Below are 25,674 nucleotides of genomic sequence, written 5' to 3'. Positions count from 1 at the left end.
CGAGCTGTGAACTGATCGGTCGAGGCCATCATGAGTGAGCCGCAGTTGGGAACATCCCGCATCGTGATCGTTGGAGGCGGAGCCGGCGGATTGGAGCTTGCGACGCGCCTGGGCGACAAGTACGGACGCAAGGGAAAGCTCGACATCACGCTGATCGAGCGAAACCGCACGCATGTGTGGAAGCCGAAGCTTCACGAAATTGCCGCCGGGAGCATGGATATCGCTGCCCACGAGGTCGACTATCTTGCGCAATCCTACTGGCACGGCTTTCGTTACCGGATCGGGGAGATGACCGGGATCGATCGGGATCGCCGTCAGGTGCAGGTGGCGCCGTATTTCGACGCTGAGGGCCGCGAGGTCACGCCGAAGCGGACCTTTGACTATGATGTCCTCGTCATCGCCGTCGGAAGCCAGAACAACGACTTTGGCACGCCTGGGGTCGTGGACCATGCGATCAAGCTTGAATCGCAGTCGGACGCACGGCGGTTCCACGAAAGAATGGTCAACGCGTGTATCCGCGCGCATGCCCAATCGTCGCCTCTGGGAGCGCACCAATTGAAAGTCGCAATCATCGGGGCCGGTGCGACCGGCGTCGAACTTGCGGCCGAGCTCCACAGAACGACGCGTGAAGTCGTGGCGTATGGCCTCGATCAGGTCGATCCCCAGAAGGACATCAGGATTACGCTGATTGAAGCCGCCGAACGGGTGCTTCCCGCCTTGCCCGAACGGGTTTCGAAGGAAACGGAGAAGTTGCTCGTCAGGCTGGGCGTCAATCTGCTGGTGGGCGCCAAGGTCTCCGAGGTCGGCGCCGACCGTGTGAACCTGACGGACGGCCGGACGATTCCCGCCGAATTGATCGTATGGGCTGCGGGAGTCAAGGCGCCCGATTTCTTGAAAGATATCGCCGGTCTCGAAACCAACCGCATCAATCAGCTCGTCGTTCGGCCGACGCTGCAGACAACGCGCGATGACGGCATCTTTGCAATCGGCGACTGCGCGGCCTGCTCATGGGGCGAGCGTGGCAATGTGCCGCCTCGCGCACAGGCGGCTCACCAGCAGGCCTCGTACCTCTATTCACAGATTCCGCAATATCTGCAGGGCAAACCGCTCAAGGACTATCGGTACAGGGACTTCGGATCACTGGTGTCGCTCGGCGAATTCAGCACGGTTGGCTCGATGATGGGGGCGCTCGTGGGCGGCAACCTTGTCTTCGCAGGCATCTTCGCAAGGGTGATGTACCTGTCGCTCTACAAGATGCACGAACACGCGCTGCACGGTTCGGTGAAGGTGGTGCTCGACACGTTGGCTCGCCTGATCACCCGGCGCACCGAGCCGCATGTGAAGCTGCATTGATATCAAGTCGCAAGCGGGAGGGATGTCGTGCCGGCCGATGCAAGCTTGATTGATGCGAAGGCGCTGCGCCGAAGCTGGAGGGGATCCTGATGGATGTTGTGTTCCTTGCGCGCATCCAGTTTGCCGCCAACATCACGTTCCACATTCTGTTTCCCGCGATTTCGATCGCGCTGGGCTGGGTTCTGCTGTTTTTTCGGTTGAAGCACCTGCGCGCGACCGACCCGCAGCAGAAGCTCGATTGGCTGCGCGCCTACCGCCTTTGGACCAAGATATTCGCCCTGACGTTCGCGCTCGGGGTCGTCAGCGGCGTCACCATGAGCTTTCAGTTCGGCACCAACTGGCCGGGTTACATGGAGCGCGTCGGCAACATCGCGGGCCCGTTGCTCGGCTATGAAGTGCTGACCGCCTTCTTTCTGGAGGCGGGCTTTCTCGGCGTGATGCTGTTCGGCCACCGCCGCGTCGGCGAGATGGTTCACCTTGGATCGACCTTTCTGGTCGCCCTCGGTACGCTGATGAGCGCATTCTGGATTCTTGCGCTCAATTCCTGGATGCAGACGCCGGCCGGATACGAAATCATCGATGGCCAGTTTCACGCCAAGAACTGGCTGGAAATCATCTTCAATCCGTCCTTCCCCTATCGCTTCGTCCACATGATGCTGGCATCCGCGCTGACCTGCGCGTTCCTGCTCATCGGGATCAGCGCCTGGCAGATTCTCAAGGGAGTCGCGGTGGCCAGCGCGTCACGCGTATTGCGGACCGGGCTGATACTCGCCTCCCTGGCTATGCCGGCGCAAATAGTGGCGGGTGATCTTCACGGGCTCAATACGCTCAAGCATCAGCCGCAGAAGGTCGCGGCGATGGAAGGCATCTGGGAAACTACGCGCGGAGCACCGCTTCTCCTGTTCGCGATCCCGGACGATTCGACAAGATCGAACCGTTTCGAGCTGGCCATACCAAAACTTGCGAGCCTGATCCTCCGGCACGAGGCTGACGGCGAACTCAAGGGACTGAACGAGTTTCCATCAGCCCATCCACCGGTTTTTCCGGTGTTCTGGTGTTTTCGGATCATGGTGGGTACCGGCATCCTGATGCTGCTGGTCAGCTGGATCGGTCTGTGGAGGCATTGGCGCGATGGCTGGGATTTCGCCCGGATGCCGCGGCCAATGCTCAAGCTGTTCGCGGCGATGACTTTTGCAGGTTGGGTTGCCACCATTGCCGGCTGGTACGTCACGGAGATCGGACGCCAGCCCTTCATCGTTGCCGGCCTCATTCGAACGAGCGATGTGGCCTCGCGTGTCCCGTCATCGAGCGTTGCCCTCACCCTGGGAATCTACGTTGTGCTCTATCTGGTGTTGCTCGCCGCCTATGTCGGCGTGCTGAAATACATGTCGGAGACGGCGGATAAGACCGCGCGGCCGCTCATAACGGAGGGGCTCGCAGAGGGCCAACAGAAATATCAGCACCGGGGAGAATTCGCATGACTTCGATGTCGTTCGACGAACTGCTCCCGCTGATCTTCATCGGGTTGATGGGGGTGTCGCTGCTCGTCTATGTGGTGAGTGACGGATACGATCTCGGGGTCGGCATGCTCATGCATCGGGCGACACCAGAGGAGCGGGATACCATGGTCGCGTCCATCGGTCCGTTCTGGGACGCCAATGAAACATGGCTGGTTCTTGGCGTTGGCCTGCTCCTCGTCGCTTTCCCCAAGGCGCATGGGCTGGTCCTGTCGGAACTGTACCTGCCGACCGCTCTCATGCTGGTTGGCCTGATCCTGCGCGGCGCGGCCTTCGATTTCAGGGTCAAGGGCAAGGCCGGCCGGAAGGCGATGTGGGACCGCCTGTTCATCGCCGGGTCGATGCTTGCGTCGGTGTGCCAGGGGTGGATGCTCGGTCGTTATATCAGCGGCTTCGGCGAGGGCTGGAACTATCCGATCTTTGCAGGCGCCATTGCGGTGGCGCTGCCGATGGCATACGCGCTGCTTGGCGCGACATGGCTGGTGATGAAGACGGACGGCGAGCTCCAGGAAAAGGCGATCGGATGGAGCAAGATCGCCTGGCCGCCGATGGTCGTGGGCTTGATACTGATCTCGATGGCAACGCCGTGGATCAGCGAGACCGTTCGTGTCAGATGGTTTACATTGCCGGCGATGATTGCGGTGGTGTCGATCCCGATCACGACGGGCATTGCACTGCTGGCGGCGCGCCTCCTGCTCGGGTCGCCGGCCGTGCGCGGCAGCCTGTGCTGCTGCCCTTCGCATTGCTGGTGCTGGTCTTCTTCCTGAGCTTCCTCGGCCTCAGCTACAGCATCTATCCCTTCGTGGTGATCGACAGGCTCACCGTCTGGCAAGCCGCCAGCAGTCCCGAGTCGCTCAAAATCATCCTGATCGGAGTTTGCGTCACGTTGCCTGTCATTATCGCCTACACCGGATTTTCCTATCGCGTATTCCGGGGCAAGACCATAGAGTTAGACTATGCATGAGCGGTCGTCCGTCGTGGCCGGCGCTCCTCGGATTTGTCTGGTTGCCGAGATGACGGACCTTCCATCGCTGGTGAACATCAAGGGGAGTCCCGAAATCAGTTCGGTGGCGCCTGGTTCGACGCGTTGGCTTGTGCGCGGTGCAATTGCAGTCGCGCTGGTCATGGCCGCTTCGTGGCTCGGATATGCAGTGGCTTTCCAGCGCGGACTGGAGCATTTGCGCGCCGCCGCCCAGCAGCGGCTGGCCGTGGAGGCCGTCCGGCTCGACGGTCATCTTTCAAGATTTGAATACCTGCCGTCCTTGCTCGAGACGTCCCCCAGTGTCTTCCGGCTGCTCGGCGCACCCAGCGATCCCGCACTGCGGCATACCGTCAGCCAGTACTTGAAGTCGATCAATCTGCTTGCGGGAGCCGAAAATCTCTACGTCCTCGGCGTCTCCGGCGATACGCTGGCCGCGGCTGATTTCGAGCAGCCGGGTACACCGTTTGGCCAGAACCTGTCGTACCGTCCCTATGTCAGCGAGGCGCTTTCGAAAGGTCGAGGGGCGTTCTTCGGAGTCGGCATTACCAGCGCGCGCGCCGGCTACTATCTCTCCTATGCCCTGAAGGACGGCGGGGAGACGAGGGGTGTTGCCACCGTCAAGGTCAACCTGGAATCGTTCGAGCATGGATGGCGCGACGTTGAGAGCGATATCCTTTTGCTTGACGAGCGCCGGGTCGCGATACTCTCGTCCCGCGACGCGTGGCGCTTTCGTCCGATGGCGCCGCTGTCGCATCAGATGCGCGATGAGATTTCGCGATCCAAGCCATACGGCAACCACGAACTGACGCCGCTCGGATGGACCTTCGTTGCCCAGTTCTCGGATGGTGCTGCACGCATCACCGCAGAAAACGGCGCGGCCTACACCCTCAGCGAACGTCCGATCAACCACGGCCTGTGGAAACTGGTCCTGCTCGACGACGAGGTGCCGACGCGGCAGACCGCGCTGATCATCGGCGCGATGTCGGGTCTCGCCTGCATCGTTGCGTTGCTGGCGGCTGTTCTGGTCGAGCAGCGCAGGCGAGCGATCAAGCAGCGTCTGGCCAACCAGGCGGCGTTGCAGGCTGCAAACGACATGCTCGAGATCAGGGTGCAGGAACGAACCGCCGAACTGCGGGCCGCGCAGGATGATTTGGTCCATGCCGGCAAGCTCGCCGCCCTCGGCCAGATGTCGGCCGGAATCGTGCATGAACTGAACCAACCTCTGGCCGCGCTGCAGACCGCGGCCGACAATGCGATATTGCTCGTTGATCGCGGGTCGATCGGCGATGCCCGTGGAAACCTCACCCGCATTGGCGAGCTGGTACGCCGGCTCGGACGCTTGACCAGTCAACTGCGGATTTTCGCATACAAATCAAGCAGCGCGCTTGACGCGGTCTCTATCGAACATGCCGTGGCTGAATCGCTCAAGCTACTCGCCGCGCGTGTAAAGGAGGGCGGCGTCGCCGTCGTGTCGGATATTGACGCTGACCTTAGCGTCGTTGCCGATCAAACGCGGCTTGAGCAGCTGTTGTGTAACATTGTGGCGAATGCGCTGGATGCCGTGGAGAGCGTCGAGCGAAAGTCGATCCTGATCCGGGCAACCAGAGAAGAGGGGCAAGCCGCCCGCTGTCGCATCGCCATCAGCAATAGCGGTCCTGCGATTTCCTCCGATGTTCTCCAGCGCATGTTCGAGCCTTTTGTGACGACAAAGCCTGCAGGCAAGGGGCTCGGTCTAGGTCTGATGCTCTCCAACCACATCGCGCGAACCTTTGGCGGCGAATTGCGTGCGCGGAACCTTTCGAGTGGTGCCGAATTTGTCGTGATTCTTCCGTTGGCTGACACAACAGAGGCGGCTTCGCATGGGCGATGACCAATCAATCGGCGTGATCTACGTCGAGGACGACGACGATGTCCGGATCGGCGGTGTTCAGGCCCTCGAACTTGCGGGGTTTTCGGTCTCGGGATTTGCTTCGGTCGAGACCGCCAGCGCATCCGTGCGCTCCGACATGCCCTTCGTCGTGGTCTGCGACGTACGTCTGCGCGGCAAGAGCGGCCTTGAATGGCAATCCGATCTGCACAGGTTGGATCAGGATCTGCCAGTGATCCTGATCACCGGCCACGGCGATATTTCCATGGCCGTGCAGGCGATGCGAAACGGCGCCTACGACTTCATCGAGAAGCCGTGCTCGTCGGAGCAGCTCGTCTCGGTGGTACGCAGAGCGACCGAAAAGAGACGGCTGACACTGGAGGTGCGCTCGCTCCGATCGGCGCTCGCGGACCGCCAGGGAATCGAGGCGAATCTGCTCGGCCGCTCGCCGCAAATACAGGAAGTGCGCCGGCTCGTTTCCACGTTGGCCTCGACGAACGTCGATGTCACGATCTATGGCGAGACCGGAACCGGCAAGGATGTTGTCGCGCGCTGCCTCCACAATCACAGCACGCGACGCGGCGGCAACTATGTCCCGGTGAACTGCGGCGGTCTCCCTGAATCGCTCGTCGAGAGCGAGCTGTTCGGCCACGAAATCGGGGCATTTACCGGTGCCACCCGCCAGCGCATCGGAAAGATCGAATATGCCAACGGAGGAACACTGTTCCTCGACGAAATCGAGAGCATGCCGCTTAGCGTGCAGGTGAAGTTGCTGAGGTCGCTGCAGGATCGATCGATCGAACGCGTCGGAACGAACAAGCCGATCTCGGTGGATTGCCGCGTCGTTGCGGCGAGTAAGACGAATCTGCTCGAGTTGAGCGAGAAGCGGCTATTTCGCGCCGATCTCTACTATCGCCTTGGCGTCGCATTCATCGAACTGCCGCCGCTTCGCGAGCGCCGCGAAGACATTCCCCTGCTGTTCGAGCACTTCACGCTGGACGCCGCCAGACGGTTCGAGCGCGACGCGCCGATACTGGACGAGCAGATGCTGTCCGTCTTGCTGGCCTATTCGTGGCCGGGAAACGTACGGGAGCTCCGTAACGTCGCCGATCGCTTCGTGCTTGGCGTGCTCGACGGCAAGGTCATCAACAAGCCCGGGTTGGGTACATCGGATGTGTCGCTGCCTCGACAGTTGGAAAACATCGAGCGATCGATCATCGAGGACGCGCTGCGGCGCAAGCAAGGCGACGTTCAGGCGACTGCAATGCTTTTGGGCATCCCGAAGCAGACGCTGTACGACAAGATCAAGCGCCTTTCGGTCAACGTTGACGAGATCAGGGAGGGAACAAATGTTCGCTCCGGCTCCTGACGACAACAAGCGGCCATTTGCGACACCCTGGACAGGCTTGGCGGCCGAAGCCACGGGTCCGGCCGGATAGCTGACAAGCTCTTGGCGCATACGAGAGCGAAGGGCGCCGACAGAAGCTGCCCGAAGAGGAAACGAACGAAACATTCAATCTTGCTGAGCGAGGGGTAGTTGATGAATCGGCCATTCAATATACCTGACGAATTTGTCGAAGGGTTCATGAAGGCAGGCGCGAGCCTCTGGCGGTCGCTGGGATGGGCGCCGGGTGCCGACGGCGACGGTACGACGTCGAAATCGTCTCTGGGTTCGTCGAGGCGTATCGCCGAACTACAGGCTGACCATCTGATGCGTCTGTACCAACTCACGGAAAGCGCCTTCAAATCGGCTGCGGGAATGCAGACCGAAGCGGCGCTCGAACCCGCGCGCGGCGATCGCAGGTTCAACGCCACGGAATGGCGGGACAATTCGCTCCATAGTCTGCTGAAGCAATGCTATCTGCTGAATTCGCGCTATTGCACCGACTTCGTCGAAGCGCTGGATCTGGACGAAAAGGAGAAGCATCGGCTGCGTTTCTTCACGCGCCAACTCGTCGAAGCGATGAGTCCGACCAATTTTCTTGCCACCAATCCCGACGTCATCAAGCTCGCGACGGACACCGAAGGCCAAAGCCTCAAGGCAGGCCTGGACAATTTGATGTCGGATCTGGGCAGGGGCAGCCTGACGATCACGGACGAGGGCGCTTTCGAGGTCGGGAAAGACGTCGCGACGTCCAAGGGCGCCGTCGTATTCGAGAATGCCCTGTTTCAACTGATTCAATATGAACCGGCGACCGAGCAGGTGGCCGTGCGGCCATTGCTGATCGTGCCGCCCTGCATCAACAAGTTCTATATTCTTGACCTTCAGCCGGCCAATTCCTTTGTCAGGTTCGCGGTCGAGCACGGCATGACGGTCTTCATCGTTTCCTGGCGCAACCCGGATGCCTCTTGCGGGCATTTTGGATGGGATGATTACGTCGAGCATGGCGCAATGCGCGCCGTCGAGATCGCCCGATCGGTTTCCGGTGCTGACAAGGTCAACGTGGTCGGCTGGTGCGTCGGCGGAACGATCCTGTCGTCTGCCCTCGCTATCCTGCGGACGCGAGGCGACGAATCGGTCGCCAGCGTGACACTGCTGACGACCATGCTCGATTTCCGCGAGCCGGGTGACCTCGGCGTATTTGTGGACGAGGATAGCGTGCGACAGCGTGAGCAGACCATTGGGAATGGAGGCATCTACCGCGGCTCCGAACTCGGGTTCGTCTTTCAGACCCTGCGCTCGAAAGAGTTGATATGGCCGAACGTGGTCAACAATTACCTGAAGGGGAAGTCGCCCGAGCGTTTCGATCTCCTGTTCTGGAATGCCGACGTGACGAATCTGCCGGGACCGATGTACTGCTGGTACATCAGGAACATGTACTTGGAGAACAATCTCCGGCACCCGAACAGGTTGATGATGTGCAACACGTCAGTCGATTTGGGGCGGGTCGACCTGCCTGCCTATGTTCTGGCGACCGTCGAGGACCATATCGTGCCGTGGCGGTCCGCCTATCGGACGACGGGCCTCTTCCGCGGCGACACTCGCTTTGTTCTCGGCGCGAGCGGACATATCGCTGGTGTGATCAATCCGGCGTCGAAGAACAAGCGAAGCTATTGGGTATCGACCGATCGATGCGAAGATCCCGCGACATGGCTGGCCGGCGCCAATGAAAAGCCCGGCAGCTGGTGGAATGACTGGATCGGCTGGCTCAAGCCGCAGGCGGAAGAGCAACTGCCGGCGCGCGCGCAACTCGGCAGCAACCTCTACCCTCCCGGTGAATCTGCGCCCGGCCGATATGTGAGGGAAAAGGCCGACTGACAGTATCAATAATGAGCGTGGATATTCGCGAAATCGGGAACACCGTCAACGCCAAGGATGACAGCTTCGCCATCGATCAACTAATCTGCTCAACACCGAGGACAACGAGAAGAGTTTTGCAAACGTTTCAGAAGTGACCGGATATAGCCGGAGAATGGAGGTGGTTTGCAAAACCAAGTGAGAGATTTCAACGGCTTAGCCCGAAAGTCGTTGTGCTACCGTTACACCATTCCCCAATAATTGCTCAGTGACATCAATAGGTTAGGTGGATGTCCGGGCAATCGGCTGGAGCGGGGATTTTGCAAATCGCCGCTTTCGCTGGTGCGTCGTTCTACTCGCTCGGTCCGGGCCTTTTCGGGCCGAATTGCAGGGGGCTGCGGGCGGCATTTACCGCGGTCCCGGGTCAGCCCTGCGAACGATGAGCCGGTTTTTTGCGACCGCGCGAATTGCGAACCGTCGGCGCCGTCATCTCCGCCTGCAGCAACAGCAGCAGGCAATTCGCCAGCCGCTCTTCCATTTCCCGGTCGTGAATCGACAGCGGCCCGGGATCGTTGAGGATAGCATTGACCAGCGTTCCCAGCACGACCTGAAAGCCGAAGGCGATGGCGCGCGTTTTTGCCGCCTTGTCGGCCCGGCCCATGGCGCCAAGCAGGATTGGCGTGGCGTCCGCCACGTTGGCGCGCGCCAGCCCCTTGAAGGTGGACCACCGGTCCGGCCTTGTGTCGTCGTGCTGCAGTGCTGCGCGCAGCACGCCTTCGTGGTTTCGTACCCAGCCGATGGTGCCGCGGACGAGGAGGCGGCTGAGCCCGGCGAGATCGGCATCGGCCAGCCGCTTGTCCTCCTTCATCCGGGACAGTCGGCTTCCGCCGTCGCGCGCGGCCAGTTCGATCAACGCATTGAAATAGGCGTCCTTGCTCTCGAAGCGGCTGTAGAAGGCGCCGACGGTGGCGCCGACCTGCCGGCACAGCACCTCGATCGACAATTCCGCGAGGCTGTGCGTGCGCAACATCTCCGCGCCGGCCTGGAGCAGGGCGGCCGTGGTCTCGCGGCTGCGCTGCTGCCGCGACGGGGTGACGCCGGGAAGGTCGAGTTCGGGCGGTCGCTGCATTGGGAACTTGCGTCTCCGTTCGAAATAACAATAATGATAATTCGGATTATGGTTTCTGGCAATGCGCAGGCAGCGCGTTGCCGTGGCCCCGGCGAACCTGTGGGTCAACCGCGGTCGCATCCAAAAAACGGGAGGAAAGCATGGCGGCAGGCAGCGCAAAGCCGTTCGGCGGCACGATCGGGAAGACGGTGGCCGGATCGAAGCCGTGGTGGCCGTCGGCGCCGAAGCCGCCGCAAGGCGCGCCGAACATCCTGGTCGTGCTGTTCGACGATGTGGGATTCTCCGATTTCGGCTGCTACGGCTCGGCCATCAGGACGCCGACCATCGACAGTCTCGCCGCCGAAGGCCTGCGCTATTCCGGCTTTCACACCACCGCGATGTGTTCGACGACGCGCGCGGCGCTGCTCACCGGGCGCAACCATCATTCGGTCGGTGTCGGCTGCCTCGCCAATTTCGATAGCGGCTACCCCGGATATCGCGGCAAGATCGCGCGCGAGGCGGGGACGCTGGCGGAAATGCTGCGGCCGCACGGTTATCGCAACTACATGGTCGGCAAATGGCACGTAACGCCGTTGACCGAAAGCGGCGCCACCGGGCCATTCGACGGCTGGCCGCTCGGCCGCGGTTTTGATCGCTTCTATGGCTTTCTCGATGCCGAGACCGATCAGTTTGCGCCGGAACTCGTTTCCGACAACACCCACATCGATGCGCCCGGCACCTACGCGGATGGCTATCACCTCACGTCCGACCTGATCGACCAGTCGATCCGCTTCATCGCCGATCACACCGCCGACCGGCCTGATATCCCATGGCTGACCTGGGTGGCGCTCGGCGCCTGCCACGCGCCTCACCAGGCGCCGATGGACATCATCAAGAGCTATGACGCCAAGTTCGCCCATGGCTGGGACGTCGAGCGCGAGCAGCGGATGGCACGGCAGAAGGCGATGGGCATCGTGCCACCGGAAACCCGATTGCCCGCACGCAATGACGGCGTGAAGGCATGGGACGAGCACAGTGCCGACGAAAAGCGCGTCTTCACGCGGCTGCAGGCGGCCTTCGCCGGCATGCTCGATCATGCCGACCAGCATCTGGCGCGGCTGATCGGCTTTCTCGACACAGCCGGCATTCGCGACAACACCCTGATCCTGGTGCTGTCGGACAACGGCGCGAGCCAGGAGGGCGGGCCGCTCGGCTTCGTCAACGCGATGGGGCCGTATAATTTCCGTCCCGAACCGATCGCGGAAAAGCTGCGCCGGATCGACGACATCGGCGGGCCGGCTTCGCACAGCAACTTTCCGCACGGCTGGGCGATGGCGTCGAACACGCCGCTGCGCCGCTACAAGCAGAACACCCATGGCGGCGGCATCCGCGATCCCTTCGTCATGACCTGGCCGAAGAAGATCGCCGCCAAAGGCGAGGTGCGCCATCAATTCGTCCATGCCTGCGACCTGACGCCGACCTTGCTCGACCTGATCGGCATCACGCCGCCGGCCGAAATTGGCGGCGTCGCGCAGATGCCGATCGAAGGCGAGAGCTTTGCTCGCTCGATTGCCGATCCAGCCGCGCCGTCAAAACCTTCGCCGCAATACTTTGAAATGTTCGGGCATCGCGGGATCTGGCAGGACGGCTGGAAGGCGGTTTCCTTCCATCCCTCGGGCACGCCGTTCGAGAACGACAAATGGGAGCTGTTTCACCTGGCGCAGGATTTTTCGGAAACGAACGATCTGGCGGCGCAAGAGCCCGAGCGGCTGGAAGCGATGATCAGACTGTGGTGGAGCGAGGCCGAGAAGCACAAAGTCCTGCCGCTCGACGACCGGTTCGGCCCGCGCTTTGCGGAGAACGCGGCGCGCTTCCACGGCGCCCGTAACAAATTCACTTTTCACGCCGGCATGGGGCACGTGCCGACCGACGTCGCGCCCGATGTGCGCAGCCGCAGCTACACCATCGAAGCCCATGTGGAGATTGGCGATGATGGCGCCGAGGGCGTGCTGATCGCCCATGGCGATGCGACGTCAGGCTACAGCCTCTACATCAAGGACGGCGTGCTGGTGCACGATCTCAATATCGGCGGCGGCCATGAGATCGTGACCTCCAACCGCAAGGTGCCATCAGGCGCGCACCGTCTCGGCGTGCATGTCGAGCGTCTGCTGCGCAAGGAGCCGCCGGCCAAGGGCTCCCGCACCGGCGTGACGGCCTATACGCTCCTGATCGACGGCGAGGCGGCAGGCTCGATCCAGACCCAGCTTGCCTTCAACAACTTCATCTCGTGGTCCGGCCTCGACATCGGCCGCGACCGCTCCAGCCCGGTCTCGTACTACGAGGCGCCGTACGAATTCACCGGGCAGTTGTTGCGGGTGACGGTCGACATGCATGACGACCAGAAGCTGGACGGCGAGGGGGTGGGGGCTGCGGAGATGGCGCGGCAGTAGCTGGTGTAGGACCCGCCGCAAGCAGACCCGTCATTGCGAGCGAAGCGAAGCAATCCATTTTGTCATCTGCGGAGGGATGGATTGCTTCGCTGCGCTCGCAATGACATGGAGAGAGCGCCTACTTAATCTTCTCATACGCCGCGGCGAAATCGCCCAGCGGCATGGGAATTGTAATCGTCTCCTTCGCCAGATTCTGGAACGACACTTTCAACTGCTTGCCGGATTTCAATGCGGCCAGCACGTCGGGCGAAATCTGCAGGTTGGCGTAGCAGCCGCGGGCCTCGCAGGTCTGGATCTGCAACTCGGACGCCTTGCCGTCGTCGACCTGGATTCTGGCGCCGGCCGGCAGGTTGAGCCCGAGCGGCAATTGCACCAGTGCGATCGGCGCGCGGGTTTCGGCTGATACGCGGATATTGATCAGCACGATCAACTGGCCGGTCTTGGTCAGAACCGCGCTCTGCTCGATCGCGCATTCGAGCGGTGCGCCACGGCTTGCGCTGCTGCATCGCGCAATCCAGCCGGGAGGCGCTGGTGTATTCGCACCCTCGGTCGCTGCGGCGGTAGGAGCCGGCGCTGCCTGGGCCAAGGGCGCGGCGTTATTTTTGGCCTTGGGCGCCTGGGCGTGGCTATGGCCGCATAAACCGAAGGTTGTCGCGGCAGCGACTGCAAATTTTACTAAAATTTTCACTGAACCGGCTCCGAAATGAACTACCTTCGGTAGTGCCGGTTCCCGCACAAAGTCAAGTCATTCGGCCGCTTGCTTGACCGAGCCGCCAGCGTCCAACTGCGCATCGTGGTTAGGATTGGACGAACGGCCCCATCGTGCAAACGCGTTAGAGAGCCGGTCGAGATAGAGATAGACCACCGGCGTCGTGAACAGCGTCAGCGCCTGGCTGACGATCAGGCCGCCGACCATGGCATAGCCGAGCGGCTGGCGGATTTCCGATCCGGTGCCGGTACCCAGCATCAGCGGCACGCCGCCGAGCAGCGCCGCCATCGTCGTCATCATGATCGGGCGGAAGCGCAATAGCGCCGCCTTGCGGATCGCGGCCTCGGGCTCGAGACGCTCGTCGCGCTCGGCCGTGATCGCGAAATCGACCATCATGATGCCGTTCTTCTTCACGATGCCGATCAGGAGCACGATGCCGATCAGCGCGATCAGGCTGAAGTCGAACCCGAACAGCATCAGGATCGCGAGCGCGCCGACGCCGGCGGACGGCAGCGTGGACAGGATCGTGATCGGGTGGATGTAGCTTTCGTAGAGAATGCCGAGGATCAAATACACCACGACGAGCGCTGCAAGGATCAACAGCGGCACGGTACCGAGCGACTGCTGGAACGCCTGCGCGGTGCCCTGGAAGCTCGAATTGAGCGTCGCCGGCGCGCCGAGTTCGACCATCGCCTTCTGCACCGCGTCCGTCGCCTGTCCCAGCGCCACGCCCTGCGCGAGATTGAAGCTGATCGTGATGGCCGGGAACTGGCCTTGATGGCTGATCGACAACGGCCGCACCGGCACGCTGGTCCAGGTGGCAAAGGCCGACAGCGGCACCTGGTCGCCGGTGGCCGGCGATTTCACGTAAATCTTGTTCAGCGTGTCGAGACTGCCCTGCAATTCCGGCAGCACTTCGAGCACCACCTTGTAGGTGTTGAGTTGGGTAAAGAACTGCGTCACCTGGCGCTGGCCGAACGCATCATATAGCGTGTCGTCGATCAGTTGCGGCTGGATGCCGTAGCGCGAGGCGGTATCGCGGTTGATCTGCAGCTCCAGCGTGGTGCCATTGGTCTGCTGGTCGGTGGCGACGTCGCGAAGCTCGGGCAGCGTCTGCATCTTCTGAAGGATCTTCGGCGCCCATTCGTTCAGCTCGGCAAGGTCGGCGTCCTGCAGCGTGAACTCGAACTGGGTTCGCGTCGGCCGGCCGCCGAGCCGCACGTCCTGCGCCGCCTGCATGTAGAGACGGGCGCCCTCGACCTTCTCCAATTGAGGACGGAGGCGAGCGATGACCTGCTGGGCGGACGCCTTGCGCTCGTCGCGCGGCTTCAACGTGATGAACAGATTGCCATTGTTGCCGGCGCGGCCGCTGCCGCCGATCACCATCGCGACAGAGGCCACATCGGGGTCGGCCTGCACGATCTTGCCGAGTTCCTCCTGGCGCCGCTTCATGTCGGCGAAGGAGATGTCCTGGCTGGCCTCCGAAGTAGCCGTGATCAGGCCGTTGTCCTGCTGCGGGAAGAAGCCTTTGGGAATGATGACGAACAGATAAACCGACAGACCGAGCGTTGCGAAGAAAATCATCAGCGTCGTGAACTTCCAGCGCAGCGCGAGGTCGAGACCGCGCTCGTAAGCGCGCAGCATCGCATCGAAGGCGCGTTCGCTCCATTGGTAGAACCGGCCGTGCCTGGTTTCGCCGTGCGCGCGCAGGAAGCGCGAGGCCATCATCGGCGTCAGCGTCAGCGACACGATCATCGAGACGAAGATGGTCATCGCCAGCGTCACGGCGAATTCGCGGAACAGCCGCCCGATGATGCCGCCCATCAGCAACAGCGGGATCAGCACCGCGACCAGCGAGATACTGATCGATACGATGGTGAAGCCGATCTCGCGGGCGCCCTTGAAGGCCGCGGCGAGCGGTTTTTCGCCTTCCTCGATATAGCGCGTGATGTTTTCCAGCATCACGATGGCATCGTCGACCACGAAGCCGACGGCGATGGTGAGCGCCATCAGCGAGAGATTATCGAGCGTGTAGCCGAACACCCACATCAGCGCGCAGGCGCCGAGCAGCGCCAGCGGCACCGTCACGGCCGGAATCACGGTCGCCCAGAAACTGCGCAGGAAGATGAAGATCACCATGACGACCAGCGCGATGGTGAGCAGCAGGGTGAACTGCACGTCTTCCACCGCCGCGCGGATTGTCTGGGTGCGGTCGCTGATGACTTCGATCTTGATCGCCGATGGGATCGCAGCGACCAGCCGCGGCAACTCCGCCTTGATCTTGTCGACGGTCTCGATGACGTTGGCGCCGGGCTGCTTGTACACGATCAGGAACACGCCGCGCTTGCCATTGGCCCAGGCCGCCTGCTTGGCGTCTTCCGGCCCGGTAACGGCCTGGCCGATATCGCGAATTCGTAAGGGGCCGCCGTTGCGAAAGGCGATAACGACGTCGTTCCAGTCCTTTGAGTCCGGCAACTGGTCGTTGGCGTAAATGGTGTAGGCGCGACGGTCGCCGTCGATATTGCCCTTGGGACTGTTCACGGTCGTGATCGCGATCTGGTTGCGCACGTCCTCCAGCGACAGGCCCTTGGCGACGAGCTTGGCGGGGTCGATCTGAATGCGGATCGCCGGCTTCTGCTGCCCGCCGATGATGACCTGGGCGACGCCGGATATCTGGCTGATCTGCTGCGCGAGCTGGGCATCGACGGCGTCGCTGACTGATGTCAGCGGCAGCGTGTCCGACGTCGCTGACAGCAGGAGGACGGGCGAGTCGGCCGGGTTGACCTTGCGATAGGTCGGCGGCGAGGGCAGGTTCTTCGGCAATTGGCCGCTGGCCGCATTGATCGCGGCCTGCACGTCGTTGGCGGCGTCGATCGAACGGTTGAGATCGAATTGGATATTGATCGCCGCGGTTCCGAGATAGCTGGTCGACGTCATCTGCGCGACGCCCGGAATTTGCGCGAACTGACGTTCCAGCGGCTGCGCCACTGACGAGGCCATGGTTTCCGGACTGCCGCCGGGCAGAGAGGCCGAGACCTGGATGGTCGGAAAGTCGACTTGCGGCAGGGGCGCAACCGGCAGCAAGGGATAGGCGACGAGGCCGACGAACATGATCCCCGCCATCATCAGCGAGGTGCCGATCGGGTAGCGAATGAAGGGGGCGGAGATTCCCCCGCTCATTGGCCGGTCACCTTGGCCTGGGCCTGAGAGCTGGCGACGGCCGTCGTCACCAGCGTGCCCGGCTGAACCTTGAACTGGCCCGCCGTGATCACCTGCTCGCCGGGCGACAGCCCTTCGTCGACCACGGAGCGGCCGTCGGTCGAGCGCGTCGCCCTGATCTTGCGAAGTTCAGCCTTGTTCTCCTTGTTGACCGTGTAGGCGTAAAGACCATTGGGGCCATGCTGAACGGCATCGTCGGGAACAACGGTGGCGTCTTTCAGCGTCGCTACCAGCAGCTGGGTCGAAACCGACTGGCCAGGCCACAGCGCGTGGTCCTTGTTGTCGAACACGGCTTTGAGCCTGATCGTCCCGCTTGACGTGTCGACCTGGTTGTTGATCAGCGAAAGCGCGCCGGTGGAAAGCACCCGCTTGCCGTCGGTGGAGAGCGCGATCGTCTTGGGAGAGCCGGCGGCGAGCGCGGCCTTGATATCCGGCAACTGGTCCTCCGGCGCGGTGAAGATCACGGCTATCGGCTCGATTTGGGCGATGCTGACGATGCCGGTCTGCGTCGCGGCATTGACGATGTTGCCGACGTCGACCTGGCGCAGGCCGGCAATGCCCGAGAACGGCGCCTTGACGGTCGCGTAGTCGAGCTGCGTCTGCGCATTGGCGATTGCTGCATCGTCGCCGGCCACTTGCGCCGTCAGTTGCGCGACCAAAGCCCGCTGGGTGTCCGTTTGCTGGCGGGTCGCGAACTCACCGAGCCGGGTGGAGCGCTGCAGGTCGAGGTTGGCATTGGCGAGATTGGCTTGGTCCTGCGCCTTCTTGGCCTTGGCCTGATCGAGCGCAGCCTGGAACGGCCGCGGATCGATCTCGACCAGCGTGTCGCCTTCACGAACGAACTGGCCTTCCTGGAACGCGATCCTGTTAATCTGGCCGTCGACCCGAGTACGGACCAGCACCGTGTTGAAGCCTTGCACGGTGCCGAGGCCGGTCAGATAGACTGGAAAATCAGCCTTTTCGACCGGGGCAATCCGCACGGGGACGGCGACACGGGCAGGCACGCGCTTCTGAGCTTCAGCTTGCGCCTGATGATCCCCGCCATGGAATCGCTGCCAGCCCAAAAAGCCCAACGCAGCGATCGCTACGATCAGCAAAGCCCAACGGATGGTGCGTGACCTCGACATATCAGCCCATGGATTGAAGGAAGTTCCCCCGCATGCCGATTTAAAGTCCGCCCGCTTGCCCTGTACAAACACTAAGGCTTGAAAATCCTAAACAATTGGAAAGGTTTGAAACAGCCGTCGAGCAGCGTTCTGCGCCAGCGCCAAATGACGCGCGATCGTCAGTGTGTCTTGCGAGCAGGGTGAATGCGCGATTGGTTGCAGCGGAGTTCTTAGAACCATTTCAAACTACAGATTAGAATCGCTGTGATCTGAGCGTATTCAACCAGAGTCCTGCTCCAATCGCGTTGACCCCAAATTTCTTGCTCGGTACCTACCGCGGGACTACTCGCCGCATGTCGATCTGCGCGAATTGAAATCGATCAAAGGCACGTAATGAATTTTGCAATGGCGCCGGACGCTTCCGCCTGGGAGGACGGCCGCTCTACTGCGGGGGCGCAAATCGGATGGTGAAGCGCAACGAGCAGCTTCCGCCGGACAGCGAGGTTGCGCGAACGCTCGGCAATCGCCTGCTTTCGGCGCTGACGGCCAGTCCGAGATCCATCTCGGCGGCGATCCCGCTGCAGATCTTTCCGCCGCTATTTAATCGCTACGTGGCCTCCGGCGGGCACCATTTCGGCCTCCATGTCGACAACGCGGTGAGGGGAGATCGTCTCACCGGCCAGCGGATCCGGACCGACCTGTCGGTGACGTTGTTTCTGTCGGAGCCGGACGAGTATGATGGGGGCGAGCTGGTGGTCGAGGATCTCTATGGTTCCCACGAAATCAAGCTCGCCGCGGGGGACCTCGTGCTTTATCCTGCGTCTAGTTTGTATCTGGTCACGCCGGTCACACGAGGTATGCGCGTGGCGTCTTTTTTCTGGCTGCAGAGCATGGTACGGGATGCCCACGCCCGCAGCCTGATCTTCGATCTCGATACCTCGATCCAGGCCCTGGTGGAGCGGCTTGGGCGAGACGACCCTGAAACGGTCAAATTGACCGGTATCTATCACAACCTGATCCGCTACTGGGCCGAAGTATGAAGAACATGTCTCTTTCTCGCGTGACGACATTTGCGGTGATCTCGGCGCTGGCGATGCTGTCGCTGGCGGGGTCGTCGTCGGCCCAGCAGGGCGCGACCCCTGCGGCACCATCCGCACCCGTGGCCCAGCAGGCGCCTGCCGTATCGCAGCCTCCGGCCACGCTGTCCCAGCCGGCCGCCGCTGCTGCGCCGGCCGCAGCTTCGGACGCGGCCGCCACGCCGGCGGAGCGCGAGGGCAAATTGCTGAAGGCCGCGGCCGCCGAACTCAAGGAATTGTCGCCGTGGACGATGTTCAAGTCGGCCGACGTGGTGGTCAAGGCGGTCATGATCGGCCTTGCCTTTGCCTCGCTGGTGACCTGGACCATCTTCATCGCCAAGATGCTCGAGCTGACGGTCGTTCAGCGCAAGGTGCGCTCGGCGCTGGCCAAGATCGGCGACGCGCGGTCGCTGGCGGAAGCGCAGTTCGCGCTGGGCGCCAAGGGCAGCGTGCTGGCGTCCTTCCTTGCGGCAGCGATGCGTGAGGCGCGGCTGTCGGCGGGCATATCGAGCGACGCTGGCATCAAGGAGCGCGCCGCTTCCAGTTTTGCCGAAATCGTGCGCGCCGAGGCACGGCGCATCCGGCTCGGCATGGGCCTGTTGGCAACGATCGGCGCAACGTCGCCCTTCGTCGGACTGTTCGGCACCGTCTGGGGCATCATGAACAGCTTCATCGGCATTTCGAAATCGCAGACCACGAACCTCGCCGTGGTGGCGCCCGGCATTGCCGAAGCGCTGCTGGCCACCGCCATCGGCCTCGTCGCGGCAATCCCCGCCGTCATCATCTACAATCACTTCGCGCGGGTTACCAAAGGCTACCTCGAACTGGTCAACCGCGCGTCAGGTGCCGCAGGGCGCCTGTTGTCGCGCGATCTCGACCGCACGCACGTTAGCGGCGGGCAGCGCGCCCGTGGAGCAGCGGAGTAGGCAATGGGCGCCTCGATCGCAGACACCGACCTCGATGACGACAGCGATTTTGCGGAATCGCACGAGATCAACGTCACGCCGTTCATCGACGTCATTCTGGTCCTCCTGATTATCTTCATGGTCGCGGCGCCGCTATCGACCGTCGACCTGCCGATCGATTTGCCGACCTCGACCGCGACCCCGCAGAAGAAGCCGGACAAGCCGACCTATGTCAGCATCAAGCCGGATCTCTCGGTTGCGATCGGGGAAAACATGGTCAAGCGCGTCGACCTGGTGCGCTCGCTCGATGCGATGGCCGATGCCAGCAAGGAACGCCACATCTTCCTGCGCGCCGACCGCGCCGTGCCTTACGGCGAATTGATGGACATTCTCGAAATCCTGCGCGCCGGTGGCTATTCCAAGATCAAGCTGGTGGCGCTCGAAGGCGTTCCCGAAGTAGCCGCGGCGCAAGCGGCGCCGGCAAAGCCTTGACCGGCCCCGACGAGCAAAAGCCATCCCGGCGGCTCTGGATTTCCGCCGCGGTAATCGCGCTCGCGCTTCACGTCGGCGGCGCGGCGCTGGCGATTGTGCATTTGCAGACCGAGGAAGCCGATGACGCGCTTGGTGCATCGGCGATCGAGATCGGGCTCGAAATGGCCTCTGTCCGTCGGGAGGTGACCGACCTCCCACCGGGTCCGGATACCGATGCTTCCGCTGCGTCGCCTCAGCTCTCCGAGCAGAAGGCCGAGGTCAAGGAAACCGAGCTGCCGCAGGACAGGCCGACCGAGCCTGAAGAGGCCGACCGGGTGGTGACGGAGACCGAATCGAAGAAGCCGAAAGAGGACGATCCGAAGATCGCGGCGGTGCAGACGCAGGCTTCCACCGAGTCGATTGCCGCCGAAGCCACCGCGACGCCGAGTTCGGAGGCCATTCCGGAAGGGCAGCGTTCCGTCGCGCCGGTGATCGGTACCGGCGAGAGCGCGCGGCGTGCACGCGCGACCTGGCAGAAGGAGCTGGTCGCGCATCTCGACAAGCACAAGCGGTACCCGAAGGAACGGCAGCAAAAATCCGCCGAGATCCAGATTCGCTTCACGCTCGACCGCATGGGCCACGTGCTCTCGACCGATATCGAAAAGGGCTCGGGCGATACGGCCTTCGACGAGGCGGCGCTGGCGATGGTGCGGCGCTCCGATCCGGTGCCGATGCCACCGCCTGTCATCGCCGACGAAGGCCTGACTTTCACCCTGCCGGTGATCTTCCGCGTCAAGACCAAGAGCTGACGCGTCGCCACTCCCGGCCATGGCGTTTTCGAGCGAAGTGGATACCGGTTCGCGTGAAGAAAACGCGTCAAAACAAGAATCTAGAATATGGCTCTGATTCAATCAGAGCCAGATTCTATATCGGATAATGCTGCGGTCCGGTCTCGATCGTGATCCAGCGTAGCTCAGTGAATTCGGCAATGCCGGCCTTGCCGCCGAAGCGGCCATAGCCCGACGCCTTGACGCCGCCGAACGGCATTTGCGCCTCGTCGTGAACGGTGGGGCCGTTGACATGGCAGATGCCGGAATCGATCCGTTTGGCGACCTCGAAGGCGCGGGCGATATCGCGGCCGAACACGGCGGCCGATAGCCCGTATTCGGTGTCATTGGCGACCCGCACGGCTTCGTCCACACCGTTGACCCGCACGATGCAGACCACCGGCCCGAACGACTCCTCGCCGTAAATGCGCATCGACGAGTTGACGCCGTCGATGACCGTTGCCGACATCAGCGTGCCCTCGCTGCGCCCGCCTGCGACCACCTTGGCGCCCTTGCTGACGGCGTCGTTGATCAGGGCCTGGATGCGGGCCGCGGCATCGGTGCCGATCAGCGATCCCAGCGGCGCATTGCCCTTGCGGGGATCGCCGGCGACCAGCGATCCGGCCTTCGCGGCGAGTTTGGTCACGAAGGTGTCGGCGATCTTCTCGTCGACGACGAGGCGCTCGGTCGACATGCAGATCTGGCCCTGGTTCATGAAGGCGCCGAACGCCGCGGCGGCAACGGCCGCGTCGATATCGGCATCGTCAAGCACGATCATCGGCGCCTTGCCGCCGAGTTCCAGCAACGCCGGCTTGAGATATTTGGCCGCGACCTGTGCGATGATGCGGCCGACCCGCGTCGAGCCGGTGAAATTGACCCGGCGCACGGCGGGATGGCCGATCAGCATTTCGATCAGGGCAGGGGCGTCTTCCGGTGCGTTGGTGATGACGTTGAGGACGCCCGGCGGCAGGCCCGCGTCGCGCAGGCACTCCGCGATCAGCCGATGGGTACCCGGACAGATTTCGGAAGCCTTCAACACCACGGTGTTGCCGCAGGCCAGCGGCAGCGCGATGGCGCGCACACCGAGAATGACCGGCGCGTTCCACGGCGCCATGCTCAGCACCACGCCCGCGGGCTGGCGAACGGCCATGGCGATGCAGCCCGGCTTGTCCGAGGGGATGACTTCGCCCGAGATCTGCGTGGTCATGGCGGCGGCCTCGCGCAGCATGCCGGCGGCGAGGTGAACGTTGAAGCCGGCCCAGCCGGCGGTCGCCCCGGTTTCGGCTGCCATCAGCTCGATGAATTGCGGAGCCTTCGACGCCAGAAGATCGGCGGCTTTCAGCAGGATCGCGCGCCGGGCATTTGGGCCGGTGGCGGACCACGCCGGGAAGGCGGCTGCGGCGGTATCGGCCGCGCGCTTCGCATCCGCGATCTGGGCCGCCGCGGCGCGGCTTGCGACGTCACCCGTGACGGGGTTGAGGCGATCGAACGTCGCACCGTTCGACGCCGGGACATCCTTGCTCTCGAGCAGCAGCGTGATTTCGTACATGGCTTTCTCCTTTGGCGTGGCGTTACGATGATGGTGCGCCGCCGAGATAGGCGCGCTGGACGGCGGGATCGGATTTCAGATGATCGGCGGTGCCATGCCCGACGATGATGCCGTTTTCGAGCACATAGCCGCGATCGGCAATCCGCAGGCTCTCCTGCGCGTTCTGCTCAACGAGCAGTAATCCGACGCCGGCCTCGCGCACCCGCCGAAGCGTTGCGAACAACTCCTGCACCATGGCGGGCGAGAGCCCGAGCGAGGGTTCGTCGAGCAGCAAAATGTCCGGATTGGACATCAGCGCGCGGCCGATGGCGAGCATCTGCTGTTCGCCGCCGCTCATGGTGCGCGCGATCTGGGCGGCGCGTTCGCGCAGGCGGGGGAATAGCCCCAGCACCTGTTCGCGCCGCGCCGCTTCGCCGTCGCGGGCGCGCTTCGGGTTGGCACCGAGCAGGAGATTTTCCTTGACCGTCAGGTCGCCGAATATGCCGCGGCCTTCGGGGACCAGCGCCAATCCGCTTTCGACGATCTCGTGTGCCGGGAGCGCCGAGATATCGCGGCCGGCGAGGCTCACCTGCTTGCCTGGAAGTGTGCGTACGACGCCCGCGATGGCTTTCAGAAGCGAGGTCTTGCCCGCGCCGTTGGCGCCGAGGATCGTCACGATCTCGCCGGCCCCGACACTGAGCGCGACGCCGTCGAGCGCGCGATGCAGGCCATACGCCAGGCTGAGATTTCTGACCTCAAGCATCGGCGGCTACTCCGCCGAGATAGGCCTTCACGACGGCCGCATCGCTCAGAACATCAGCGGTCGCGCCTTCGGCGATCTTGCGGCCACTGCTCATCACGACGCAACGATCGCACAGCGCGCGCACCGCGTTCATCACATGTTCGACCAGCACGATGGTGATGCCATCAGCCTTCAGCGACCGGATCAGGTCGATGCCGATCATGAGTTCGGATGGATTTAAGCCCGCGAGCCATTCGTCGAGCAGCAGCAGCCGCGGCCTGGCGGCGAGGGCGCGTGCGAGCTCCAGGCGCTTGCGGTCGATATAGGTGAGGTCGGCCGCCGGCCGCCGGTCGTGCCCGGCAAGGCCGACGCGATCGAGGAGCGTGTCGATCCGGACCTCGGCCTCGGTGGCGGGCAGATGCGGCTTCTGGAACGCCAGCCCCGCCCTGATGTTCTCGCGGCAATCCATGCCATCGAGCACGCGGACGAGCTGAAATGTCCGCGCCAGGCCGAGCCGCGCGATCCGGTACGAGGCGAGGCCGGCGATGTTCCGGCCCATCAGGCGGATGGTGCCGGCATCGGGACGCAGCACGCCCGACATCAGATTGAGCGCCGTCGTCTTGCCGGACCCGTTGGGGCCGAGCAGGCCCATGATTTCACCGTGCCCGACCGCAAAACCTAGGTCGTTGACCGCAACCAGCCCGCCGAAAGCGCGCCGCAGGCCGGCGACCTCGAGTACCGGTGTTCCGCTTTCCCTGATCATGCGGCCACCCGTCCGGTGGTTTTGCCGCCCGGCGCCGCCGCCAGCTTCTCGATCAATCCCGCTACGCCCCGCGGCAGCATGTAAACGATCAGCAGGAAGATGCAGCCGAGGATGATCGTGAACGTATTCGGAAAACGCGCGCTCAGGAGCTCGAACAACAGGGTCAGCGGCACGGCGCCGAGCACCGGCCCCCACAGCCGGTGCGCACCGCCGAGCAGCGCCATGATCAGCACCTGAAACGAGATCATCGAATTGAAGGCGATCGATGGTTCGATATAGGTCCAGCGCGGCGCCATGATCGCGCCGACCAGCGTCATGACGGTGGCGCTGATCGTGAACAGGGCGACCTTGGCGAAGGTGGTATCGATCCCGCAATGCTTGGCGACGGTCTCATCTTCGCCAATGACGCGCAGCGCAAAGCCGAGGCGAGATCGCGCGATCAGCCAGCCCAGCAGGAACACGGCCGCCGCGAGCGCCAGCAACTGCCAGTAAATATCGGCCTGGGTGATGTCGACGAAGACATAGCGCCCGAGCACGCGCGATTTGTTGACCTCGAACCAGACCACGAGTTGGCGGATCAACTCAGTGAGGCCAAATGTGAAGATGACGAAATACACGCCGCTCAGGCGCAGCGTCGAGAGCCCGACAATGGCTGCCACGAAGGCGCCGAGGGCCGCTGCGATCAGCAGCACCAGCGGCCAGGGCAATATCTCGCCGAGCACGGCAACCGTGTAGGCACCGACACCAAAGAAGGCGGTCGTTGCCAGCGAGACGTAGCGTGTGGGGCCTGAGAACATGCCCCAGGCCGTTGCCAGCACGGTGTACTGCAAGAGGCTGATGGCGAGCGCGAGGTAATAGGGATTGCCGAGACGCGGCACGAAGGCCAGCAGCACAAGGGCTACGAGCGTGAGGACACCGAGGCCTGCGGTTCGCGCGGTCATCGTGTCGCCCTGCCGAACAGGCCGGCCGGCTTCACCAGCAACACGGTGAGGAACAGGGCGAAATTGACCGCCAGCGTCAGGCCGGGATCGACATAGGAGGCAACCAGCGACTCGCTGAGACCAAGCGCCAGGCCCGCAACCAGGCAGCCGAGCATGTTGCCGACGCCGCCCATCACGACGACGATCAACGCCTTCATCGTGAAGACCACGCCGGATGACGCGCTGAAGGTGAGGAAGGTGCTGACCAGCACGCCAGCCGCCGCGACCAGCGCGCCGCCCAGTGCAAAGGTAAGAGCGGAGGCCTGCGGCACGTTGATGGCGACAAGCTGGGCGGCAAAGGGATCGACGGCAACGGCGCGTACCGCCGTGCCGGCGCGGGTCCGTGTCAGAGCCAGATAAAGCACAAGGCCAAGCAGGATGGTGATGCCGAGAGCGGCGAGGCGGTTGGCCGCAACGGTCTCGCCGAGAAACTGCACCGGGAAGGCGAGGAACGAGTAGCTGTAATAGGCCCCGCCAAACAGCGCGAGCATCGAGCCCTGAATGACGAAGGTAAGCCCGAAGGTTGCGAGAATGCTGTCGACCTCGAGTGCGTCGCGGTTGGGCGCGCGGCGCACCAGCGGCGTGAGCAGCAGCTTGTAGATCGCGAAGTTCAGCAGGAAGGCCGCAGGCACGACCAGCGTCAGTCCGACAAACGGACTGATCGCCCAGCCCGTGAACAGCCAGTGCGAGGCAAAGGCGGCTGCAATCAGAAACTCGCCGTAGGAGAGGTTCATGATGCGCGCAACGCCGTACTGGAGCGTGAGCCCCATGGCGATGAGCGCATACATGCCGCCCAGCATCAGGCCGGTCAGGATAGCATTCGTCATGACAAG

General features: G+C 63.0%; 20 protein-coding genes and 1 pseudogene. 12 read left to right on the top strand and 9 right to left on the bottom strand.

Annotated elements, in window-relative coordinates:
* Nucleotides 1-30 precede the first annotated feature (30 nt).
* The 7 genes from IVB05_RS24550 (at nucleotide 31) to phaC (ending at nucleotide 8,978) form a co-directional block, all read left to right on the top strand.
* A complete protein-coding gene (locus tag IVB05_RS24550) occupies nucleotides 31-1,353 on the top strand; it encodes an NAD(P)/FAD-dependent oxidoreductase (protein ID WP_247778475.1) in 1,323 nt (440 codons plus the stop codon).
* 89 nt (nucleotides 1,354-1,442) lie between these two features.
* Nucleotides 1,443-2,834 carry a cytochrome ubiquinol oxidase subunit I gene (locus IVB05_RS24545; RefSeq protein WP_247778474.1) on the top strand — a complete coding sequence of 464 codons (1,392 nt, stop codon included), beginning with the start codon at nucleotides 1,443-1,445 and terminating at the stop codon, nucleotides 2,832-2,834.
* Nucleotides 2,831-3,637 carry a cytochrome d ubiquinol oxidase subunit II gene (locus IVB05_RS24540; protein WP_253075647.1) on the top strand — a complete coding sequence of 269 codons (807 nt, stop codon included), beginning with the start codon at nucleotides 2,831-2,833 and terminating at the stop codon, nucleotides 3,635-3,637. The genes IVB05_RS24545 and IVB05_RS24540 overlap by 4 nt, the downstream gene beginning before the upstream one ends.
* The gene (locus IVB05_RS43445) at nucleotides 3,595-3,834 is read left to right on the top strand and encodes a cytochrome d ubiquinol oxidase subunit II (RefSeq protein ID WP_253075646.1); all 240 of its coding nucleotides are present in this window, start codon (nucleotides 3,595-3,597) and stop codon (nucleotides 3,832-3,834) included. Before IVB05_RS24540 ends, IVB05_RS43445 begins: the two co-directional genes overlap by 43 nt.
* Nucleotides 3,835-3,883: 49 nt before the next feature.
* On the top strand, nucleotides 3,884-5,722 hold the full coding sequence (locus IVB05_RS24535; protein WP_247778473.1) for an ATP-binding protein: 1,839 nt from the start codon (nucleotides 3,884-3,886) through the stop codon (nucleotides 5,720-5,722).
* The gene (locus IVB05_RS24530) at nucleotides 5,712-7,088 is read left to right on the top strand and encodes a sigma-54 dependent transcriptional regulator (protein WP_247778472.1); all 1,377 of its coding nucleotides are present in this window, start codon (nucleotides 5,712-5,714) and stop codon (nucleotides 7,086-7,088) included. Before IVB05_RS24535 ends, IVB05_RS24530 begins: the two co-directional genes overlap by 11 nt.
* A gap of 171 nt (nucleotides 7,089-7,259) precedes the next feature.
* A complete protein-coding gene (gene phaC, locus IVB05_RS24525) occupies nucleotides 7,260-8,978 on the top strand; it encodes a class I poly(R)-hydroxyalkanoic acid synthase (protein ID WP_247778471.1) in 1,719 nt (572 codons plus the stop codon).
* A gap of 403 nt (nucleotides 8,979-9,381) precedes the next feature.
* Here phaC and IVB05_RS24520 read toward each other — a convergent pair whose 3' ends face one another.
* Nucleotides 9,382-10,086, bottom strand: coding sequence for a TetR/AcrR family transcriptional regulator (locus IVB05_RS24520; protein WP_247778470.1), 705 nt, complete (start codon nucleotides 10,084-10,086; stop codon nucleotides 9,382-9,384).
* 140 nt (nucleotides 10,087-10,226) lie between these two features.
* Between IVB05_RS24520 and IVB05_RS24515 the strand changes: the two genes are divergently transcribed.
* A complete protein-coding gene (locus tag IVB05_RS24515; RefSeq protein WP_247778469.1) occupies nucleotides 10,227-12,515 on the top strand; it encodes an arylsulfatase in 2,289 nt (762 codons plus the stop codon).
* 118 nt (nucleotides 12,516-12,633) lie between these two features.
* Here the strand turns inward: IVB05_RS24515 and IVB05_RS24510 are convergent, their stop codons facing one another.
* The 3 genes from IVB05_RS24510 to IVB05_RS24500 form a co-directional block, all read right to left on the bottom strand.
* A complete protein-coding gene (locus tag IVB05_RS24510; RefSeq protein WP_247786881.1) occupies nucleotides 12,634-13,197 on the bottom strand; it encodes an invasion associated locus B family protein in 564 nt (187 codons plus the stop codon).
* A 63-nt stretch (nucleotides 13,198-13,260) separates the two neighbouring features.
* Nucleotides 13,261-16,404: a multidrug efflux RND transporter permease subunit gene (locus IVB05_RS24505; protein WP_247778468.1), complete on the bottom strand. Its 3,144-nt coding sequence runs from the start codon at nucleotides 16,402-16,404 to the stop codon at nucleotides 13,261-13,263.
* Nucleotides 16,401-17,570, bottom strand: coding sequence for an efflux RND transporter periplasmic adaptor subunit (locus IVB05_RS24500; RefSeq protein ID WP_247778467.1), 1,170 nt, complete (start codon nucleotides 17,568-17,570; stop codon nucleotides 16,401-16,403). The genes IVB05_RS24505 and IVB05_RS24500 overlap by 4 nt, the downstream gene beginning before the upstream one ends.
* Nucleotides 17,571-17,963: 393 nt before the next feature.
* Here IVB05_RS24500 and IVB05_RS24495 point away from each other — a divergent pair.
* The 4 genes and pseudogenes from IVB05_RS24495 to IVB05_RS24480 all read left to right on the top strand — a co-directional run.
* Nucleotides 17,964-18,589, top strand: a pseudogene (locus IVB05_RS24495) (Fe2+-dependent dioxygenase); the annotation flags it as partial.
* A gap of 5 nt (nucleotides 18,590-18,594) precedes the next feature.
* On the top strand, nucleotides 18,595-19,551 hold the full coding sequence (gene exbB / locus IVB05_RS24490) for a tonB-system energizer ExbB (protein WP_247778466.1): 957 nt from the start codon (nucleotides 18,595-18,597) through the stop codon (nucleotides 19,549-19,551).
* Between the two features lie 3 nt (nucleotides 19,552-19,554).
* Nucleotides 19,555-20,022 carry a TonB system transport protein ExbD gene (gene exbD / locus IVB05_RS24485; protein ID WP_247778465.1) on the top strand — a complete coding sequence of 156 codons (468 nt, stop codon included), beginning with the start codon at nucleotides 19,555-19,557 and terminating at the stop codon, nucleotides 20,020-20,022.
* The gene (locus tag IVB05_RS24480; protein ID WP_247778464.1) at nucleotides 20,019-20,810 is read left to right on the top strand and encodes an energy transducer TonB; all 792 of its coding nucleotides are present in this window, start codon (nucleotides 20,019-20,021) and stop codon (nucleotides 20,808-20,810) included. The genes exbD and IVB05_RS24480 overlap by 4 nt, the downstream gene beginning before the upstream one ends.
* Before the next feature lie 115 nt (nucleotides 20,811-20,925).
* On the opposite strand, the gene IVB05_RS24475 is transcribed toward IVB05_RS24480, so the two are convergent.
* Genes IVB05_RS24475 through IVB05_RS24455 form a run of 5 tightly spaced genes read right to left on the bottom strand, consistent with a single transcriptional unit; the run spans nucleotide 20,926 to nucleotide 25,668 of the window.
* A complete protein-coding gene (locus tag IVB05_RS24475; protein WP_247778463.1) occupies nucleotides 20,926-22,377 on the bottom strand; it encodes an aldehyde dehydrogenase in 1,452 nt (483 codons plus the stop codon).
* A 22-nt stretch (nucleotides 22,378-22,399) separates the two neighbouring features.
* Nucleotides 22,400-23,119: an ABC transporter ATP-binding protein gene (locus tag IVB05_RS24470; RefSeq protein ID WP_247778462.1), complete on the bottom strand. Its 720-nt coding sequence runs from the start codon at nucleotides 23,117-23,119 to the stop codon at nucleotides 22,400-22,402.
* Complete coding sequence (locus tag IVB05_RS24465) at nucleotides 23,112-23,861, bottom strand: ATP-binding cassette domain-containing protein (protein WP_247778461.1); 750 nt, start codon at nucleotides 23,859-23,861, stop codon at nucleotides 23,112-23,114. Before IVB05_RS24465 ends, IVB05_RS24470 begins: the two co-directional genes overlap by 8 nt.
* Nucleotides 23,858-24,802, bottom strand: coding sequence for a branched-chain amino acid ABC transporter permease (locus IVB05_RS24460; RefSeq protein ID WP_247778460.1), 945 nt, complete (start codon nucleotides 24,800-24,802; stop codon nucleotides 23,858-23,860). The genes IVB05_RS24465 and IVB05_RS24460 overlap by 4 nt, the downstream gene beginning before the upstream one ends.
* Complete coding sequence (locus tag IVB05_RS24455) at nucleotides 24,799-25,668, bottom strand: branched-chain amino acid ABC transporter permease (protein ID WP_247778459.1); 870 nt, start codon at nucleotides 25,666-25,668, stop codon at nucleotides 24,799-24,801. The genes IVB05_RS24460 and IVB05_RS24455 overlap by 4 nt, the downstream gene beginning before the upstream one ends.
* Between the last annotated feature and the right edge of the window lie 6 nt (nucleotides 25,669-25,674).

It is taken from the genome of Bradyrhizobium sp. 170 (assembly GCF_023101085.1).
Classification (GTDB): domain Bacteria; phylum Pseudomonadota; class Alphaproteobacteria; order Rhizobiales; family Xanthobacteraceae; genus Bradyrhizobium.
Note: the sequence above shows the minus strand (reverse complement) of the source record. Positions and strands in the feature narration are given on the sequence as shown.